This window comes from Variovorax sp. OV084, assembly GCF_900111625.1.
GTDB lineage: Bacteria > Pseudomonadota > Gammaproteobacteria > Burkholderiales > Burkholderiaceae_C > Variovorax.
On record NZ_FOII01000030.1, the window covers coordinates 1 to 16,003 of the forward strand.

14 protein-coding genes are annotated in these 16,003 nt (G+C 66.9%); 9 read left to right on the forward strand and 5 right to left on the reverse strand.

The genetic code is table 11. The features are described from left to right. The first annotated feature begins 148 nt into the window (after positions 1–148). Together BMW87_RS32740 and BMW87_RS32745 are read left to right on the forward strand one after the other, a co-directional pair. The gene (locus tag BMW87_RS32740) at positions 149–3,421 is read left to right on the forward strand and encodes an efflux RND transporter permease subunit (protein ID WP_093082351.1); all 3,273 of its coding nucleotides are present in this window, start codon (positions 149–151) and stop codon (positions 3,419–3,421) included. Between the two features lie 13 nt (positions 3,422–3,434). Further along, positions 3,435–4,937: an efflux transporter outer membrane subunit gene (locus BMW87_RS32745; protein WP_093082355.1), complete on the forward strand. Its 1,503-nt coding sequence runs from the start codon at positions 3,435–3,437 to the stop codon at positions 4,935–4,937. A gap of 57 nt (positions 4,938–4,994) precedes the next feature. Here BMW87_RS32745 and BMW87_RS32750 read toward each other — a convergent pair whose 3' ends face one another. After that, positions 4,995–5,360 carry an SPW repeat protein gene (locus tag BMW87_RS32750; RefSeq protein ID WP_093059100.1) on the reverse strand — a complete coding sequence of 122 codons (366 nt, stop codon included), beginning with the start codon at positions 5,358–5,360 and terminating at the stop codon, positions 4,995–4,997. Positions 5,361–5,438: 78 nt separating this feature from the next. After that, the gene (locus BMW87_RS32755; protein ID WP_093082357.1) at positions 5,439–6,440 is read right to left on the reverse strand and encodes a phosphotransferase enzyme family protein; all 1,002 of its coding nucleotides are present in this window, start codon (positions 6,438–6,440) and stop codon (positions 5,439–5,441) included. An 82-nt stretch (positions 6,441–6,522) separates the two neighbouring features. On the opposite strand from BMW87_RS32755, the gene BMW87_RS32760 reads away from it, so the two are divergent. Both BMW87_RS32760 and BMW87_RS32765 read left to right on the forward strand, forming a co-directional pair. Continuing rightward, positions 6,523–7,320: an alpha/beta hydrolase gene (locus BMW87_RS32760; protein ID WP_093082360.1), complete on the forward strand. Its 798-nt coding sequence runs from the start codon at positions 6,523–6,525 to the stop codon at positions 7,318–7,320. A 238-nt stretch (positions 7,321–7,558) separates the two neighbouring features. Next, entirely contained in the window at positions 7,559–8,254 is a 696-nt protein-coding gene (locus BMW87_RS32765; RefSeq protein WP_177192905.1) for a GntR family transcriptional regulator, read from the forward strand. A gap of 10 nt (positions 8,255–8,264) precedes the next feature. Here BMW87_RS32765 and BMW87_RS32770 read toward each other — a convergent pair whose 3' ends face one another. Then, on the reverse strand, positions 8,265–9,134 hold the full coding sequence (locus BMW87_RS32770; protein WP_093082365.1) for a MurR/RpiR family transcriptional regulator: 870 nt from the start codon (positions 9,132–9,134) through the stop codon (positions 8,265–8,267). Positions 9,135–9,271: 137 nt separating this feature from the next. Here BMW87_RS32770 and BMW87_RS32775 point away from each other — a divergent pair, with 137 nt between their 5' ends. From BMW87_RS32775 to BMW87_RS32785, 3 genes are read left to right on the forward strand one after another with little or no spacing between them, the layout of a single operon-like run. Further along, positions 9,272–10,606, forward strand: a complete 1,335-nt coding sequence (locus BMW87_RS32775) for an aspartate aminotransferase family protein (protein WP_093082368.1) — start codon at positions 9,272–9,274, stop codon at positions 10,604–10,606. Positions 10,607–10,661: 55 nt separating this feature from the next. Then, entirely contained in the window at positions 10,662–11,573 is a 912-nt protein-coding gene (locus tag BMW87_RS32780; protein WP_093082453.1) for a transporter substrate-binding domain-containing protein, read from the forward strand. Positions 11,574–11,596: 23 nt separating this feature from the next. After that, a complete protein-coding gene (locus tag BMW87_RS32785) occupies positions 11,597–12,241 on the forward strand; it encodes an aspartate/glutamate racemase family protein (RefSeq protein ID WP_093082370.1) in 645 nt (214 codons plus the stop codon). Here BMW87_RS32785 and BMW87_RS32790 read toward each other — a convergent pair. Beyond that, a complete protein-coding gene (locus BMW87_RS32790) occupies positions 12,235–13,119 on the reverse strand; it encodes a hypothetical protein (RefSeq protein ID WP_093059046.1) in 885 nt (294 codons plus the stop codon). The two genes, BMW87_RS32785 and BMW87_RS32790, sit on opposite strands and share 7 nt — an antisense overlap. Before the next feature lie 148 nt (positions 13,120–13,267). Between BMW87_RS32790 and BMW87_RS32795 the strand changes: the two genes are divergently transcribed. Beyond that, positions 13,268–14,095, forward strand: a complete 828-nt coding sequence (locus BMW87_RS32795; RefSeq protein WP_093059047.1) for an undecaprenyl-diphosphate phosphatase — start codon at positions 13,268–13,270, stop codon at positions 14,093–14,095. A 15-nt stretch (positions 14,096–14,110) separates the two neighbouring features. On the opposite strand, the gene BMW87_RS32800 is transcribed toward BMW87_RS32795, so the two are convergent. Continuing rightward, a complete protein-coding gene (locus BMW87_RS32800; protein WP_093082373.1) occupies positions 14,111–14,920 on the reverse strand; it encodes an IclR family transcriptional regulator in 810 nt (269 codons plus the stop codon). A gap of 114 nt (positions 14,921–15,034) precedes the next feature. Between BMW87_RS32800 and BMW87_RS32805 the strand changes: the two genes are divergently transcribed. Next, positions 15,035–15,994: a Bug family tripartite tricarboxylate transporter substrate binding protein gene (locus BMW87_RS32805; RefSeq protein WP_093082375.1), complete on the forward strand. Its 960-nt coding sequence runs from the start codon at positions 15,035–15,037 to the stop codon at positions 15,992–15,994. The last annotated feature ends 9 nt before the right edge of the window (positions 15,995–16,003 follow it).

A 16,003-nucleotide genomic window follows, 5' to 3' on the forward strand; every position in this document is an offset into this window, starting at 1 on the left:
CGAGCACCGCAGGTTGCCCGAAGCGAAGCGTAGGGACGCAGACAGCAGGGTCGCCTTTTCTTTGCTTACTTTCTTTTGGCGAAGCAAAAGAAAGTAGCTCGCCCGCCGGGGCGAGACCCGGCCTCCGCCCTCCGCAAGGAGAGCCGCGATGAATCTCTCATTGCCTTTCGTCCGCCGCCCTATAGGCACAGTCCTGCTAACCATCGGTGTAGCACTGGCAGGCATTGCAGCATTCTTTGTGCTGCCAGTTTCGCCACTCCCCCAGGTCGACTACCCAGTAATCTCAGTACGCGCATCGATCCCGGGCGCGAGCCCTGAAACGATGGCAACCAGCGTAGCAACCCCGCTGGAGCGCCACCTGGGCACCATCGCAGGCGTCAACGAAATGACGTCCACCAGCTCGGTAGGCTCCGCCCGAGTCACCCTGCAATTCGACCTGAGCCGCAACATCGACGGCGCCGCCAGAGAAGTGCAGGCCGCCATCAACGCCAGCCGCGTCGATCTGCCCGCCACACTGAGAAGCAACCCGACCTACCGCAAGGCCAACCCCGCCGCCTCGCCGGTCATTATCCTGGCCCTCACGTCCAAGACCAAGACCCCGGGCCAGATCTACGACGCAGTCTCGAACATCGTCAGCCAGCGCCTGTCCCAGGTAGATGGCGTGGGCGACGTCGAAATCGGCGGTGGCTCGCTCCCAGCCGTGCGCATCGAACTGCTGCCGTTCGCGCTCAGCCGCTACGGCATCAGCACCGAAGACGTGCGCGCCGCCATCCAGGCCTCCAACGCCAACCGTCCCAAGGGCATGGTCCAGGGCGAGGGCCGCAAGTTGCAGATCTACACGCAGACACCGGCCCTGCGTGCCAGCGACTACGCCCCGATGGTCATCGCCTGGCGCAACGGCGCGGCCGTGCGCCTGCAGGACGTGGCCGAGGTGGTCGATGGCGTGGAAGACACGCGCACGCTCGGCCTGTTCAACGGCGAGCCCGCGATCATCGTGCTGATCACGCGGCAGCCCTCGGCCAACATCATCGAGACCGTCGACAGCGTGCGCGCGCTGCTGCCCGAACTGCAGGCTCAGCTGCCGCCCGACGTCACGCTGCAGGTGGCGTCGGACAGCACGAACTCCATCCGCGGCTCGCTGCGCGAGGTCGAGCTCACGCTGGTCATCTCCGTCATCCTGGTGGTGCTGGTGGTCAGCCTGTTCCTGCGCAGCGTGCGCGCGACCATCGTGCCCGCGGTGGCCACGGTGGCGGCGCTGCTGGGCACTTTCGGGGTCATGTACCTGCTGGGCTTCAGCCTGAACAACCTGAGCCTGATGGCGCTCACGGTGGCCACCGGCTTCGTGGTGGACGACGCGATCGTGGTGCTCGAAAACACCAGCCGGCACATCGAGTCGGGCATGACGCGCATGAAGGCGGCGCTGCTGGGCGCGAAGGAAGTGGGCTTCACCGTGCTGTCGATCAGCGTGTCGCTGGTGGCGGTGTTCATTCCGCTGCTGTTCATGGGCGGGCAGGTCGGCCGGCTGTTCCGCGAGTTCGCGGTGACGCTGTCGGCGGCGGTGATGATCTCGCTCGTCATCTCGCTGACCACCACGCCCATGATGTGCGCGTGGCTGCTCAAGCCCGGTGGCGAGCACGACAAGAGCAAGCCGCAAGGCCGCTTCGGGCGCATGGCGGCACGCAGCTACGACTGGGTGCTCAAGCGCTACGAGACCAGCCTCGACTGGGCGCTCGACAGCAAGGGGCTGGTCATGCTGATCCTGGTGGCGGTGGTCGGGCTCAATGTGTATCTCTTCAGCGCCGCGCCCAAGGGCTTCTTCCCGCAGCAGGACAGCGGGCAGCTCAACGGCGGCCTGCGTGCCGACCAGAGCATCTCGTCGCAGGCGCTGGCCGCCAAGCTGCGGCAGGTGGTCGACATCATCCGCAAGGACGAGGCGGTCGACACCGTGGTGGGCTTCACCGGCGCAGGCCGGGCAGGGGGCGGCTTCATGTTCGTCAACCTGAAGCCGGCCAACCAGCGCAAGGACAGCGGCCTGGCCGTGATCGCGCGGCTGCGGCCACAGCTCAACGAAGTGACCGGCCTGCGCGTGTTCCTGGGCACGGTGCAGGACGTGCGCTCGGGCGGCCGCGCCAGCAACTCCACCTACCAGTACACGCTCAAGAGCGATTCCCTCGCCGATCTGCGCACCTGGGCCCTGAAGTTGTCCGACGAACTGAAGATGCAGCCGGTGCTGACCGACATCGACACCGACCAGGACGAGAACGGCGTGGAGACGGTGGCCAAGGTCGACCCCGACAGCGCGCGCCGGCTGGGCCTTACGTCCACAGCCGTCGACAACGCGCTCTACAACGCCTTCGGGCAGCGGCAGGTGGCGACCATCTACACCGAGCTGAACCAGTACCACGTGGTGATGGAGTGGGCTCCACGCTACTCGCGCAGTCCCAATGCCTTGAGCGACGTTTACGTGCCGGCCACCAAGACGACGGTGGTGGCGGGGCAGACCGTGACCACGCAGGTGGCGGCGAGCACCACGACGTCGACGAGTTCAAGTTCGTCGTCGTCCTCGAGCACGGCCAGCAGCACCTCCGTGCCGGTGTCGGCCAACGCGGGCCTGCGCAGCGCATCGACCGGCAACGTGCTGAGCAACACGGCCACTGCGCTCGTGCCGCTGTCGGCGGTGGCGAAGTTCGAAGAGCAATCCGTCGCCACCTCGGTGAGCCACGAGGACGGCGAACTGGCGACCACCATCTCGTTCAACCTCGCCGAAGGCGCGAACCTCGGCGATGCGCGCGAGGCCATCGCCAAGGCCGAGGCCAACATCGCGATGCCCACCAACGTGCGCGGCGCCTTCGCCGGCACGGCGGCCAGCGCGCAGCAGTCGCAGGGCCAGCAGGCCATCTTGATCCTGGCCGCGCTGATCGTGATCTACATCGTGCTGGGCATCCTGTACGAGAGCCTGGTGCATCCGATCACCGTGCTGTCGACGCTGCCGTCGGCTGGCGTGGGCGCGGTGCTGGCGCTGCTGATGTTCCGCATGGAGTTCTCGATCATTGCGCTGATCGGCGTGTTCCTGCTGATCGGCATCGTGAAGAAGAATGCCATCCTGATCATCGACTTCGCACTGGAAGCCGAGCGCTCGCGCGGGCTCTCGCCGCTGGAGGCGGTGCGCGAGGCCTGCCTGCTGCGCTTCCGCCCGATCCTGATGACCACGCTGGCGGCCGCACTGGGCGCACTGCCGCTGGCCATCGGCTTCGGGGAGGGTGCCGAGCTGCGTCGGCCGCTGGGCGTGGCCATCATCGGCGGGCTGATCGCCAGCCAGCTGCTGACCCTGCTGACGACGCCGGTCGTCTATCTGCTGCTCGACAAATTGCGCCGCCGCGGCAAGAACGAACACGAACTGAGCCGGGTCGCGCCAGCTTGAGAACAACACCGCCATGAACGCACTGCTTTCCTTTTCCTCCTTCCGCGCGAGCCGCTTCCCGCTCTCGGCGCTCGCTCTGGCTGCTGTGCTCGCCGGCTGCTCCGTCGGCCCGCGCTACGAACAGCCCACCACCGCAGCTTCCGTCAACTGGAAGGAGCAGAAGACCGCCGAAGGCTGGCTGCCCGCCGCGCCGGCCGATGCGCTCGACCGCGGCGAATGGTGGAAGCTGTTCGGCGACGCCACGCTCGACGAACTGGCCGGCCGCGTGCAGGTGTCGAACCAGAACATCGCTGCGGCGGTGGCCAACTATTCGCAGGCCCAGGCGCTGGTGCGCGGCGAGCGGGCGGCGCTGTTCCCGTCGGTGTCGCTGGACGGCAGCGGCAAGCGCTCCGGCACGGTGGGCGGCAGCAGCACGTCGAGTCCGTCGAATGCCTTCTCGGCCACGCTGGGCGCCAGCTGGACGCCGGATGTGTGGGGCCGCCTGCGCGAAGCCGTGAGCAGCGCCCAGGCCAATGCCCAGGCGAGCGAGGCCGACTTGGCCGCGGCGCGCCTGTCGGCCATCGGCGACCTGGCCACCAACTACTTTTCGCTGCGCGAGGCCGACACGGAGATCGTGCTGCTCGACGAAACCATCCAGGGCTACCAGCGCGCCTTCGAGATCACGAGCAACCGCTATCAGGCCGGCATCGCCGCACAGACCGATGTGCTGCAGGCGCAGACGCAGCTTGTCAACGCCAAGGCCGAGCGCGTGGGCCTGCAGCGCACGCGCGCCACCTACGAGCACGCGATTGCCGCGTTGCTGGGCGTGGCGCCGGCCGACTTCAGCCTGCCGGCCGCGCAATGGACGCCCGTGGTGCCCGGCGTGCCGCTCGGCGTGCCCTCGACGCTGCTGCAGCGCCGGCCCGACATCGCGGCCGCCGAGCGCACCGTGGCGGCAGCCAATTCGCAGATCGGCATTGCGCGCGCAGCCTACTTTCCGAACATCGGCCTCACTGCCTCGGTCGGCAGCAGCGCCAGCCGCGTGAAGGACCTGTTCAGCTCGGCCAACTCGCTGTGGTCGCTGGGCTTCTCGGTGGCGCAGGTGGTGTTCGACGCGGGCGCCATCGCGGCTAACGTCGATTCGGCCAAGGCCTCCTACGAGTCGAGCGTGGCGCGCTATCGGCAGACCGTGCTCACGGCTTTCCAGGCCGTGGAAGACCAGCTCACCGCGAGCGCGACGCTCGCCGAGCAGGAGGGCTTTCGCCGCGAGGCCTCGGCTGCGGCAGACAAGACCGAGCAGCAGTTGCTGAACCGCTATCGCGCCGCGCAGGTGAGCTACACCGACGTGGTCACCGCACAGGCCGCCGCGCTGAGCGCGCGGCGCACGCTTGTGCAGCTGCAGGTCAGTCGCCAGACCACGGCCATCGCGCTGATCCAGGCGATGGGCGGAGGCTGGCAGGCTGGGTGGATGGGCGACGGCAACAACGCCAAAGCGGACGCGGCAGCACCGCAACCCGCCGCTTCGCGCACGCAGTAAGCGGCTGATCGATATGAAGGATGGGCACTGGGCCCATCCTCAGGCCCGGCGCTCAGGTCAATGTGCTGGACGGTCGCTGATGTTGCCCAGATAGTCCTTGTCGGTCACCAGCACCCAGAGCGCCAGCACGAGGATCACCGCGGCGACGAGCACCGCATTGACCATCGCCGTCTCGACGCCACGGAAGCCGACCACCCAGGGCGATATCGCGAGCCAGGCCGCCAGCGCGACCTCGGTCCATTCTTCCCACTGTCGGGGCACGAAGGTCGCACCGAGCGCCACCGCGCCGAGCACGATGCCGGTCGCCACCATCGTCCACATGGCGGGCGTCAGGTCCGAAAAGCCCAGGACCCAGGGCGAGACGATCAGCCAGGCGCCGGCGACGGCGTTGACGGGGTCTTGCCAATGCTTCACTTGCTTCATGGTCATTACCTCCTGTCGCGACAAGGCGCCGCGACAAGCGGTTTGACTTGCGCTGGCAGGGGAGGGTTCCGGGCCCTACTAGAGTGGCAACTCCAATGTTTCCCACTTGCGCAGCATGGTCACCTGCCGGCGGAGATAGTCGGTCGGTATGGTCTGGGAGCCCCAGACAGGAACCCGTCCTGCGCACTCTCCCAGCAGCCAGATCTGCCGCACCGCCATGAAGCGTGCGATGGCGGCGAGGTCGGCATCGGCGACAGGCCGGGCCTCGCGATAGGCGGATATGAAGTTCCGCCACTGCCCCGTTGCCTTGTCGCTCAGTACGCCATCGGGCGTGCGCGGATGCAGGCTCCACGGATAGACCGCCAGTTCATAGGCCAGGTAGCCGGGGCCCGCCTCGTCGAAGTCGAAGAACACCGCCTCGTGCTGCTCCTGCGCACCGCGCACGATGAAGTTGTTGCTGCCGTGCGCGTCGCCGTGGCACAGGACGCGGCTGAGCTCGCCCAATGCCAGGACGTCGCTGTGCAGCCGCTGGCCCAGCCTCTCGAATTGCGGGCGCAACTCGGCGGTCATGGTCGGAGCGTGCAACAGGCCCTGCAGCGGGCGCAGCAGCAGGTAGTCCAGGTCCAGGTGATAGCTGCTGGCCGGCCCCTGGTAGCTTTCGCCCGCAATGTGCAAGGCGGCCAGTCCGTGCGCAAAGGCTCCGATGTCATCGGCCGAGTCGCCGGTGAACTCTCCGTCCAGATACTCGAACAGCATCAGCGCCCGGGAGCCCTCGGGTAGCGACACGTGGATGGCGACTTCACCGTCCGCGGTGGGCAGGCAACGGGATACGGGGCATCCGGCCTGCGCCCAATGCTGCAGCGCGGCTGATTCGAACAGCATGTTGGGGCCGCCTCGGGGCCGCTCGGCGCAGAGCCGTGCCACGGCACGTCGCCCGCTGGCAAAGCTCAGCCGATAGACTTGATTGAAGCTGCGCCGCAGGAACTCGCTCTCGACCACTTCGCCCAGGCCGTAGTGCGCCTGAACGAGCTTCGCAATGCTTGCCGCCGTCGGCGTGGATTGCGCGATTTCCAGATTCATCTGGCGTCCCTAGGGAAAAAGGGCGCGATTATGCAGGTCGGCCGGCAAACGGACTCAAAGCTGTACCCCCAGGAGATCGTCGATGCGCAACATTGCCAGGTACTGGATCGCGGGCTTTCTCTTCCTGATCGCACTGGTTTCGCCAGCCCAGGCGCAGACCACGCAGAAGGTGGTCGACATTCCCACCCGGCCAGGCGTAACGCAGCGGATGCTCGTGCTGTCGTCGCCAGCGCCAAGGGCTGCTGTGATCCTGCTCGCAGGCGGGCACGGCGGGCTGCAGATCTTTCCCAATGGTTCGTTCAACTGGGGCGCCGGGAATTTTCTCGTTCGCACGCGGCAGCTGTTTGCGGACCAAGGGCTCATGGTCGCCGTCGTCGATGCTCCGTCCGACCGGCTGAGTCCGCCCTACCTCAGCGGTTTTCGCCAGAAGTCGGAGCATGCGGCCGACCTCAAGGCGGTCATTGCGTGGATGCGAGAGCAATCCAAGGTGCCTGTGTGGCTTGTGGGCACCAGCCGGGGTACGCAGTCCGCGGCATACGTCGCGACCGAGCTCGCGGGCGCTGAAGGGCCGGACGGCATCGTGCTGAGCTCGACCATCCTCACCGACGACAGGGGACGGCCCGTTCCGGCAATGCCGCTGGAAAAGATCCGGGTTCCCGTTCTCGTCGTCCATCACGAGCAGGATGGCTGCGCGCTCTGTGCGTTTGCCAACGTGCCTGTCCTCATGGGAAAGCTCGAGAACTCGCCGAGGAAGGCGCTGCTGAGCTTCAAGGGCGGGGAGAACAGGGGCGACCCGTGCGAGGCCATGGCGTATCACGGCTTCAACGGGCTCGATCGCGAAGTTGTCCCGCAGATCGCCGACTGGATCATTGCCAGATAGGCAGGCTGTCCGAAAGGGCTACCGGGGGCGGGTTAACGCGTACAGCTGAAGAGAAGTTTACAAAAGTTAATAAATTTGAAGTAATCATCGAAAAAGTCCCGGAATAAAATTTTTACGGAAATCGGGGATATGAAGCTTTTGTACGCGGCCGTACCATCCGCGCGACCCGCTTCCGGCGCCCCCTAGTTCCCGACTTTCGATGACCCCCCCAGACCCCTCTCGGACACGAGCGTTGTCCGTGGCCGACACGCTGCGCAATCGCATCTTCGATGGTGTGATCGCCCCTGGCTCCCATTTGATGGAGATTTCGCTCGCCAACGAGCTTGGCGTGTCGCGCACTCCTGTGCGCGGCGCCATGGCGCGGCTGGCCGACGAGGGGCTGCTGTTGTATCTGCCCAACAAGGGCTTCCAGGTGCGCCGCTTCAACGCCAAGGACGTGTTCGACGCCTTCAGCGTGCGCGCCACGCTGGAGGGCATGTGCTGCCGCCTGATCAGCGAGCGCGGTCTCGAAGGCGGAGCCCTGGCGCAATTGACGGCCATGCTCGACGAGCAGTACGAAGTGCTGCACGGCAGAGGCGAATGGACTGACGTTCGGGCCGAGTGCTGGCAGGACCTGAACCAGGCCTTTCACCGCAAGCTGCTGACACTGGCGGACAACCGCTGGCTGACCGAGGCGGTGCAGCGAGCCAGCCAGTTGCCGATCATCTTCGACAGCAAGCTGCGTCCGCACAACCGCGACGCGTCGATGCAGCTGTACCGCCACGAGCAGGCTCTGCAGGCGCTGGAAGAGCACTGCCGCATCGTCGAGGCGCTGGGCCGGCAGGAAGCCTCCGGCGCCGAAACCGCCATGCGCGACCACATCATCGCCAACCGCGACCTGCTGGTGCTTCACCTGAGCCAGCAGGCCGCCGGCCGCACCCGGGCGCTGATCTGAGCTCCTGGCCCTAGCTGCCGCGCGCCGCCGGCGGCGTGAGGTAGGCCCCCGATTCGAACAGCTGCGCCTCGGCCTGGTCGATGCGCCGGATCACCGGCTTGCCCGCGCGGCTGGCCAGCAGCTCGACCAGCGCTTCCGTCACAGCCACCCCGGCCGCGACCGACGGAAAGAACGAGGGGCTGTTGATCGTGAAGAGCAGCGTCTCGTCCGCCAGCAGCGACAGCGGCGAGGTCACGCTGTCGGTGATGGCGACGATGCGGCAACCCGCCGCCTTGGCCGCCTGCGCCACCTGCAGCGCCTCGCGCGAGTAGGGCACGAAGCTCGCCACCACCAGCGCGTCGCCCTTGGCGAAGGCTCGTTGCTGCATTTCCAGCGAGCCGCCCTGGCCATCGACAAGGTGTACGCTGGCGCGGAAGAGCCGGTACACGTAGACGAATGAAAAAGCGATCGGAAAGCACGCCCTGAACCCCGCGGCGTGCACTGCCGGGGCCTTCTCGATCAGCGCGCAGGCCTTTTGCAGCGCCTGCTCGCTCTGCTGGTGCGTGGCTTCGAGATTGCGGCGCTGCACCTCGAACATTTCGCCGGTCAGCGTCTGGTCCTTGGCGCGGCCGACGAGCTGCTTGGCGCGACCGCCGTAGGTTTCGGCGGAGCCCAGGCCCATGTCGGCGGCGAAGGCCTCCTTGAGCTGCGGCCAGCCTTCGAAGCCCAGATGCTGCGCGAAACGCACGAGGGTGGCGGGCGTGCTCTGCGAGCGCGTGCCGACGTTGCGCATCGAGCCCGTGACCACCTCGTTCGGATGGTCGAGCACGTAGCGCGCCACCTGCTGCAGGGCGGGGCTCAGTTCGTTGAAACGCTGGCGGATCTGCTCTCGGGCGCCCATGGCGGTGTCTCTCTTCGGCTGTCGTTGGAACAAATGTACCGGAGGGGTCGAATGGCGGCAGTTGACGGAACAAATGTTCCAAATAATAATCCGGCGGAAACGTTAGTTCCAACCTTCGAATCCAGTTGCCAGCCCCCATGACGCACGTCTTCCACCGCCACCTTCGCCAGACCCCGCCCGTTGCCGCCGGCTCCCACGGCATGTTCATCCGCGACGCCGAAGGCCGCGAATACCTCGACGCCTCTGGCGGTGCGGCGGTGTCGTCGCTCGGCCATGCGCACCCCGAGGTGCTGGCCGCCATGCACGCACAGATCGACAAGCTCGCCTATGCGCACACCAGCTTCTTCACGAGTGAAGTGGCCGAGCAACTGGCCGACGAAATGATCGGCTCCGCCCCCGAGGGCATGAGCCACGTGTACCTGGTGAGCGGTGGCTCGGAAGCGGTGGAGTCGGCGCTGAAGATGGCGCGGCAGTACTTCGTCGAAATCGGCCAGCCGCAGCGCACGCACTTCATTGCGCGCCGCCAGAGCTATCACGGCAACACGCTGGGCGCGCTGGCCGTGGGCGGCAACGCATGGCGTCGCGAGCCCTTCGCACCCATCCTCGTGCCGGCCACGCACGTGTCGCCCTGCTACCCGTACCGCGAGCAACGCGATGACGAAAGCGCCGGGCAGTACGGCCTGCGCCTGGCGGCAGAGCTCGAAGCGGCCATCCTCGCGCAGGGTGCTGACCGCGTGATCGCCTTCGTGGCAGAGACCGTCGGCGGCGCCACGGCCGGCGTGCTCACGCCGGTGCCGGGTTACTTCAAGGCAGTGCGCGCGGTGTGCGACAAGTACGGCGTGCTGCTGATCCTCGACGAGGTGATGTGCGGCATGGGTCGCACCGGCTCGCTGCACGCTTGCGAGCAGGAGGGCGTGGTGCCCGACCTCATGACCGTCGCCAAGGGCCTGGGCGGCGGCTACCAGCCGGTAGGCGCGGTGCTGGCGCAGCGCCGCATCGTCGAGGCCATGTCCAGCGGCAGCGGCTTCTTCCAGCACGGCCACACCTACCTCGGCCACCCGATGGCTTGCGCTGCTGCGCTCGCGGTGCAGCGGGTGATCCGGCGCGACGGGCTGGTCGCCAAGGTGCGCGAAGACGGCATTGCCTTCGGCGCGATGCTGGCCGATGCACTGGGCGCGCACCCGCACGTGGGCGACATCCGCGGCCGCGGCTTTTTCTGGGGCATCGAGCTGGTGGCCGACCGCGCGAGCAAGACGCCCTTCGACCCGGCGCTGAAGGTCAACGCCACCGTCAAGAAGGACGCCATGGCGCGCGGCCTGCTGTGCTACCCCTTCGGCGGCACGGTCGATGGCCGGCTGGGCGACCACGTGCTGCTCGCGCCGCCCTTCATTGCCACGCGGCAAGACCTGCAGGAGATCGCCGCGCGGCTCGCGGCCTCCATCGATGCGGTCACACGCGCCGCCGCGCGCTGAGCGCTACCACTTTCCCGTCCGCTTTTTCTTCAACCATCGTTCCGAGGAGCGTTCCATGCCCAAGCTTCGTCTGCCGTTTCCCTTTGGTGCCGCGCTCGCGGTGATTTTTGCAGCCTTCATGCCGCTCACGGCCGCGCAGGCCCAGGAAAGCGACACGCTCGCCAAGATCAAGGCCAGCGGCGCCATCACCTTCGGCTACCGTGAGTCGTCCTTCGGCTTCTCGTACCTCGACGGCAACCTCAAGCCCGTGGGCTACAGCATCGAGATCTGCAACCGCATCGTCGAGGCGGTGAAGAGCGAGCTGAAGATGCCGGCCATCGAGATCAAGTACCAGGCCGTTACCTCGGCCAACCGCATTCCGCTGGTGCAGAACGGCACGGTCGACATCGAATGCGGCTCCACCACCAACTTGGTCGAGCGGCAGAAGCAGGTGGCGTTTTCGCCGGACATCTTTCGCTACAACGTGCGCATGCTGGTGAAGGCCGATTCGGGCATCAAGAGCATTGCCGACCTGCAGGGCAAGACGGTGGCCACCACCAGCGGCACCACCTCGTTCCGCCTGCTGCGCGAGGCCGACCGCGGCCGCAGCCTCGAAGTGAACAACCTCGCGGGCAAGGACCACAGCGACTCCTTCCTGCTGGTGGAAAGCGGCCGCGCCCAGGCCTTCGTGCTCGACGACATCCTGCTGGCCGGGCAGATCGCGAATGCGCGCAACCCGAAGGACTTCATCATCACCGGCGAGAGCCTGCGCACCGAGAATCAGTCGCTGATGTTCCGCAAGGACGACCCGGCCTTCAAGGCGCTGGTCGACCGCGTGGTGTCGGGCATGATGAAGTCGGGCGAGATGGAAAAGCTCTATGCCAAGTGGTTCATGTCGCCGATTCCGCCGAAGGGCATCAACATCAACTACCCGCTGAATGCCGAGACGAAGGAAGCGTTCGCCAATCCTTCTTCGAAGGGCATCTGAGCTTTTGAAGAGCCTCTGAATTCATGACCCGCATTGCCCTGATCCACGCGCTCTCGCACTCCGTCGCGCCCATCAACGAAGCCTTCGCGCGCGACTGGCCCGAGGCCGTGCGCATGAACCTGCTCGACGACAGTCTCTCGGCCGACCTGGCGCGCAACGGCAAGGGGCTCGACGCCGCGATGCACGAGCGCTTCCAGCGCCTGGCGCAATACGCGGTCGATACGGGCGCGCAGGGCATTCTCTTCACCTGCTCGGCCTTCGGGCCGTGCATCGAGGCGGTGGCGCGGCGGCACGCCGGCATTCCGGTGCTCAAGCCCAACGAGGCCATGGTCGACGAGGCGGCGCAAGGGCAGGGGCGGTTGGGGCTGATCGCGACCTTCGCGCCCACGCTGGCTTCGATGCCGCCGGAGTTTCCGCAAGGCACAGCACTCGAACTCGCGCTGGCCGAGGGTGCACTCGACGCCCTGAATGCCGGCGATGTGCAGCGACACGATGCCTTGATCGCCGCGCAGGCTGTGGCGCTGCGAGAGCGCGGCTGCACGCGCATTGCACTGGCGCAGTTCAGCATGGCCAGGGCGCGTGCTGCCTGCGAAACCGCCAGCGGCTTGCCGGTGCTGACCACGGTCGACAGCGCGGTGCGCGCGCTGCGCCGGCGCACGGCTCAGTAGCGTGAGCGCGAGCCTTCGATGACCGAAAACAGCGCCGTGATCGCGATCTGGGCCGCGTCGCTGCGCCCCAGGTTGCGGGTAAGGCCGGTTTCGCGATCAGTCGCCTCCAGCCCCTGCGACAGGCGTCGGTAGATGTCCGCCGAGGGCATGCTCGCCGAGGTGCCCAGCGCGTCGCAGTAGGTGTCGGTGAGAACGCCCGCAAGCTGTTCGCTCTGCGCGTTCGACAGCTTCATCGGGTCGCCCGCGAACATGGCGGCGATGCAGTGCATCAGGTAGGCCTGTGTTTCGAGCGAGAACGACTGTTGCCGCACGTAGCATTCCACGGCCGCCCAGAAGAGCGGTTCCGAAGTGCGGCGCCAGGCCTCCAGCACCTTGCGCGCCTTGGCCACCAGGTCCGCGTGCGTGTCGCCGGGCTCGGTGGGGCGCAGCGCCAGGCCCTGCAGGGTGAGTGCGGCTTCGGAACCGGACACGCCGAGGATGAAGCTCCAGAACTTCCAGCGGGCGTACCACTTCTTGTCGTGCGCCGGGTCGAGCGGCTCGAGCAGCCAGAAGTCGATGCTCTGCGCGGCATCGCCGTGCTGTTCGGCCAGGTGGCCGTCGCCGAGGTCGAGTGCCTGCATGCCCGACTGCATGCGGTCGGCCGCGATGTGGCCCTGCGCGACGATGCCGGCGCTCGAGCCCGAGCGGTCGATGTCGAGCAGCCGCTGCATCAGCTGCTGCAGTTCGTGGGCCGACGCGCCGGTGGCCTCGGTAACGCGCCGCATCGAGGCGCACTGCTCGCGCTCGAGGTCCTGTGCATTCTTGCGACGGTCTTCGCCGTGGTCGTCGACGGTCGAGTTATGTTCTTCGTGCCCGTTGGCGGGCATTGGCGTTCGCATTTGGCGCAAGCTCCTTCGGACATCACACATGCCCGGTAATGCACTACTTTGTGTTAACGCACTGCATCTGAACATCACCGGAACTGGGGATCCTGAATTCCTCCTGACCGACCCATCGTGATAATGGCTGCTCTTAAAAGGAGTACGCGTGGATATTGTTTTGCTGGCCAAGGCCGCCGTCATGGGCATCGTCGAGGGGCTGACCGAATTCCTTCCGATCTCATCGACCGGCCATCTGATTCTTGCGGGCTCGCTGCTCGGCGGCTTCGGCGACAACCGGGGCAAGGTTTTCGAGATCGCCATCCAGACCGGCGCGATCTTCGCGGTGATCCTGGTCTATTGGCAGAAGATCAAATCGACCGTTGTCGCATTGCCGCGGCAACCGAAGGCACAGCGCCTGGCGCTGAACATCTTCATCGGCTTTCTTCCCGCGGTGGTGCTGGGCCTGCTGTTCGGCAAGGTCATCAAGGAGCACCTGTTCATTCCGACCGTGGTGGCAAGCACCTTCATCATCGGCGGCTTCATCATCTTGTGGGCAGAGAAGCGGCCGCCGGGCTCGGTGCGCGTCGAGCACGTGGACGACCTGACGCCGTGGGATGCGCTGAAGGTCGGCCTGGTGCAATGCTTCGCGATGATCCCGGGCACGAGCCGCAGCGGCTCGACCATCATCGGCGGCATGCTGCTGGGCCTGTCGCGCCAGGCGGCGACCGATTTCTCGTTCTTCCTTGCCATTCCGACGCTGATCGGCGCGGGGCTCTACAGCATCTACAAGGAGCGCGCGGCGCTGTCGATGGCCGACATCCCGCTGTTCGCCGTGGGGCTGGTGTTCTCGTTCATCAGCGCCTGGCTGTGCGTGCGTTGGCTGCTGAAGTTCATCAGCACCCACAACTTCATTCCGTTCGCCTGGTACCGCATTGCCTTCGGCATCCTGGTGCTGGCCACGGCGTGGACCGGCACGGTGGTCTGGGCCGACTGATCCAGTCCTGAAGCTTCAGGCTGCAGCGCCCAGCAGGGCGCTCGCGGCCCGGGCCTCCTGCCGCACCGCCGTGGCAATGGGCCCGTCGATGGCCGGATCGAAGCCCCCCGTGGCGCCCAGTGCGGTGATCACGGCGCACACCCGGCCCGCATAGTCGTACACCGGCGCCGCCACGGCGCTGATGCCGCGCAGGTAGGTGTCTTTCACGCTGGCGCAGTGCGCCTGCCGCACCTCGCGGCGCAGATGCCCGATCGGGTCTTTCGCGTCGAGCTGCGCCCGCATTTCGGGCGTGGCCTCGCCCAGCTCCTGCTCGGCCAGCGCCAGCACGCGCGATTCGTCGAGCAGACCCAGGAAGGCGCGGCCGGTGGCCGACCACAGCATCGACATCACCGAGCCGGCGCGCACGTTCACCGTCACCGGCAGGCCCGGCTCCTCGAAACGCACGATGGTCGGGCCCTTGTTGCCCATGACCGCGACGAAGCACGTCACCTCCAGCGACTCGCGCAGGCGGATCAGGCAGGGCTCGGCCGCGCGGATCGGGTCGGCCTGCCGCATGGCAGCCAGGCCGATCTGGATGGCTTCGGTGCCCAGGTAGTAGTGCTGCGAAGCGGCGTCCTGCAGCACGAGGCCCGCTTCCATCAGGCTGGCGAGGTAGCGGTGAACCTTGGCCGGGCTCTCGGCGACGTGCGTCGACAACGCCGTGAGGCTGCTGCGGCCGCCCAGGTGCGCCAGCCCCTTGAGCACGGCCATGCCGGTTTCGGCGGATTGCACGCGCTGGCGGCGCTCGCGGGCAGGGGGGGAGCTGGGTTCCGGAGATGAGGTCATGTCGCCTTCATGTTAGGTGCTCGGCCCGCATGGCCGGGTAAACCCGCGATTTTGTGATTACGCTATGCGTATGATAATTACGCAATACACAATATCCAATAAGGAGACACCCCCATGAAGAAGTGCATTGCCGTGATCCTTTCGCTGGCAGCTGCTGCCAGCGCAAACGCCCAGACATTTCCCGCCAAGCCGATCCGCTGGATCGTTCCGTACGCGGCCGGCGGCGGTTCCGACTTTCTCGCGCGCACGGTCGCCCAGACGCTGTCCACCCAGGTCGCGCAGCCGGTGCTGGTGGACAACAAGCCCGGCGGCAACACCGCGCTGGCCGCCGCCGAAACCGCGCGTGCCCCGGCCGACGGCTACACCATCCTCTCGGCCGACAACGGCACGCTGGTCTTCAACCCCGCGCTCTACAAGTCGCTGAGCTACAGCCCGACGAAAGACCTCGCGCCCGTCACGCTGATGGGCAAGTTCCCGATGATCCTGGTGGTCGGCGCGAACTCGGGCTTCGCCTCGGCCAAGGACTTCATCGCCCAGGCCAGGGCCAAGCCCGGCGGCATCAACTACGCCTCGGCCGGCGCGGGCAGCCCGCACCACCTCGCGATGGAGCTGCTGAAGGTGGAGGCGAAGCTCTTCATGGTCCACGTGCCGTACCGCGGCGCCGCGCCGGCGCTGGCCGACGTGGTCGGCGGGCAACTGCCGGCCATGATGGTCGATCTGGCCGCGGGCTCCGGCTTCATCAAGGGCGGCAAGGTGCGCGCGCTGGCCGTGGCCAACCCCACCCGCCTGCCGCAGTTGCCCGACGTGCCCACCTTCGCCGAGCTCGGCTACAAGAACGTCGAGGCTGCCGCGCTGGTCGGCGTGGTGGTGCCCTCGGCCACGTCGCCGGAGGTAGTGAACACGCTCAACCGCCAGATCGTCGCGGCCATCAACGAGCCCTCGGTGCGCACGCGCATGGTCGATTTCGGCGTGGAGCCGGTGGGCAACACGCCAGCCCAGTACACCGAGCTGCTGAAGAACGAAACCGTGCGCTGGCACAAGCTGATCCGCGACCTGAAGATCACCCTCGACTGAGTCTGCCGC

Coding starts and splice junctions, on each gene's coding strand:
- BMW87_RS32750 (WP_093059100.1), bottom strand. CDS start 5,360: ATGAAGCAAGTGAAGCATTGGCAAGACCCCGTCAACGCCGTCGCCGGC.
- BMW87_RS32760 (WP_093082360.1), top strand. CDS start 6,523: ATGCGCAACATTGCCAGGTACTGGATCGCGGGCTTTCTCTTCCTGATC.
- BMW87_RS32780 (WP_093082453.1), top strand. CDS start 10,662: ATGCCCAAGCTTCGTCTGCCGTTTCCCTTTGGTGCCGCGCTCGCGGTG.
- BMW87_RS32745 (WP_093082355.1), top strand. CDS start 3,435: ATGAACGCACTGCTTTCCTTTTCCTCCTTCCGCGCGAGCCGCTTCCCG.
- BMW87_RS32775 (WP_093082368.1), top strand. CDS start 9,272: ATGACGCACGTCTTCCACCGCCACCTTCGCCAGACCCCGCCCGTTGCC.
- BMW87_RS32790 (WP_093059046.1), bottom strand. CDS start 13,119: ATGCGAACGCCAATGCCCGCCAACGGGCACGAAGAACATAACTCGACC.
- BMW87_RS32805 (WP_093082375.1), top strand. CDS start 15,035: ATGAAGAAGTGCATTGCCGTGATCCTTTCGCTGGCAGCTGCTGCCAGC.
- BMW87_RS32755 (WP_093082357.1), bottom strand. CDS start 6,440: ATGAATCTGGAAATCGCGCAATCCACGCCGACGGCGGCAAGCATTGCG.
- BMW87_RS32800 (WP_093082373.1), bottom strand. CDS start 14,920: ATGACCTCATCTCCGGAACCCAGCTCCCCCCCTGCCCGCGAGCGCCGC.
- BMW87_RS32770 (WP_093082365.1), bottom strand. CDS start 9,134: ATGGGCGCCCGAGAGCAGATCCGCCAGCGTTTCAACGAACTGAGCCCC.
- BMW87_RS32740 (WP_093082351.1), top strand. CDS start 149: ATGAATCTCTCATTGCCTTTCGTCCGCCGCCCTATAGGCACAGTCCTG.
- BMW87_RS32785 (WP_093082370.1), top strand. CDS start 11,597: ATGACCCGCATTGCCCTGATCCACGCGCTCTCGCACTCCGTCGCGCCC.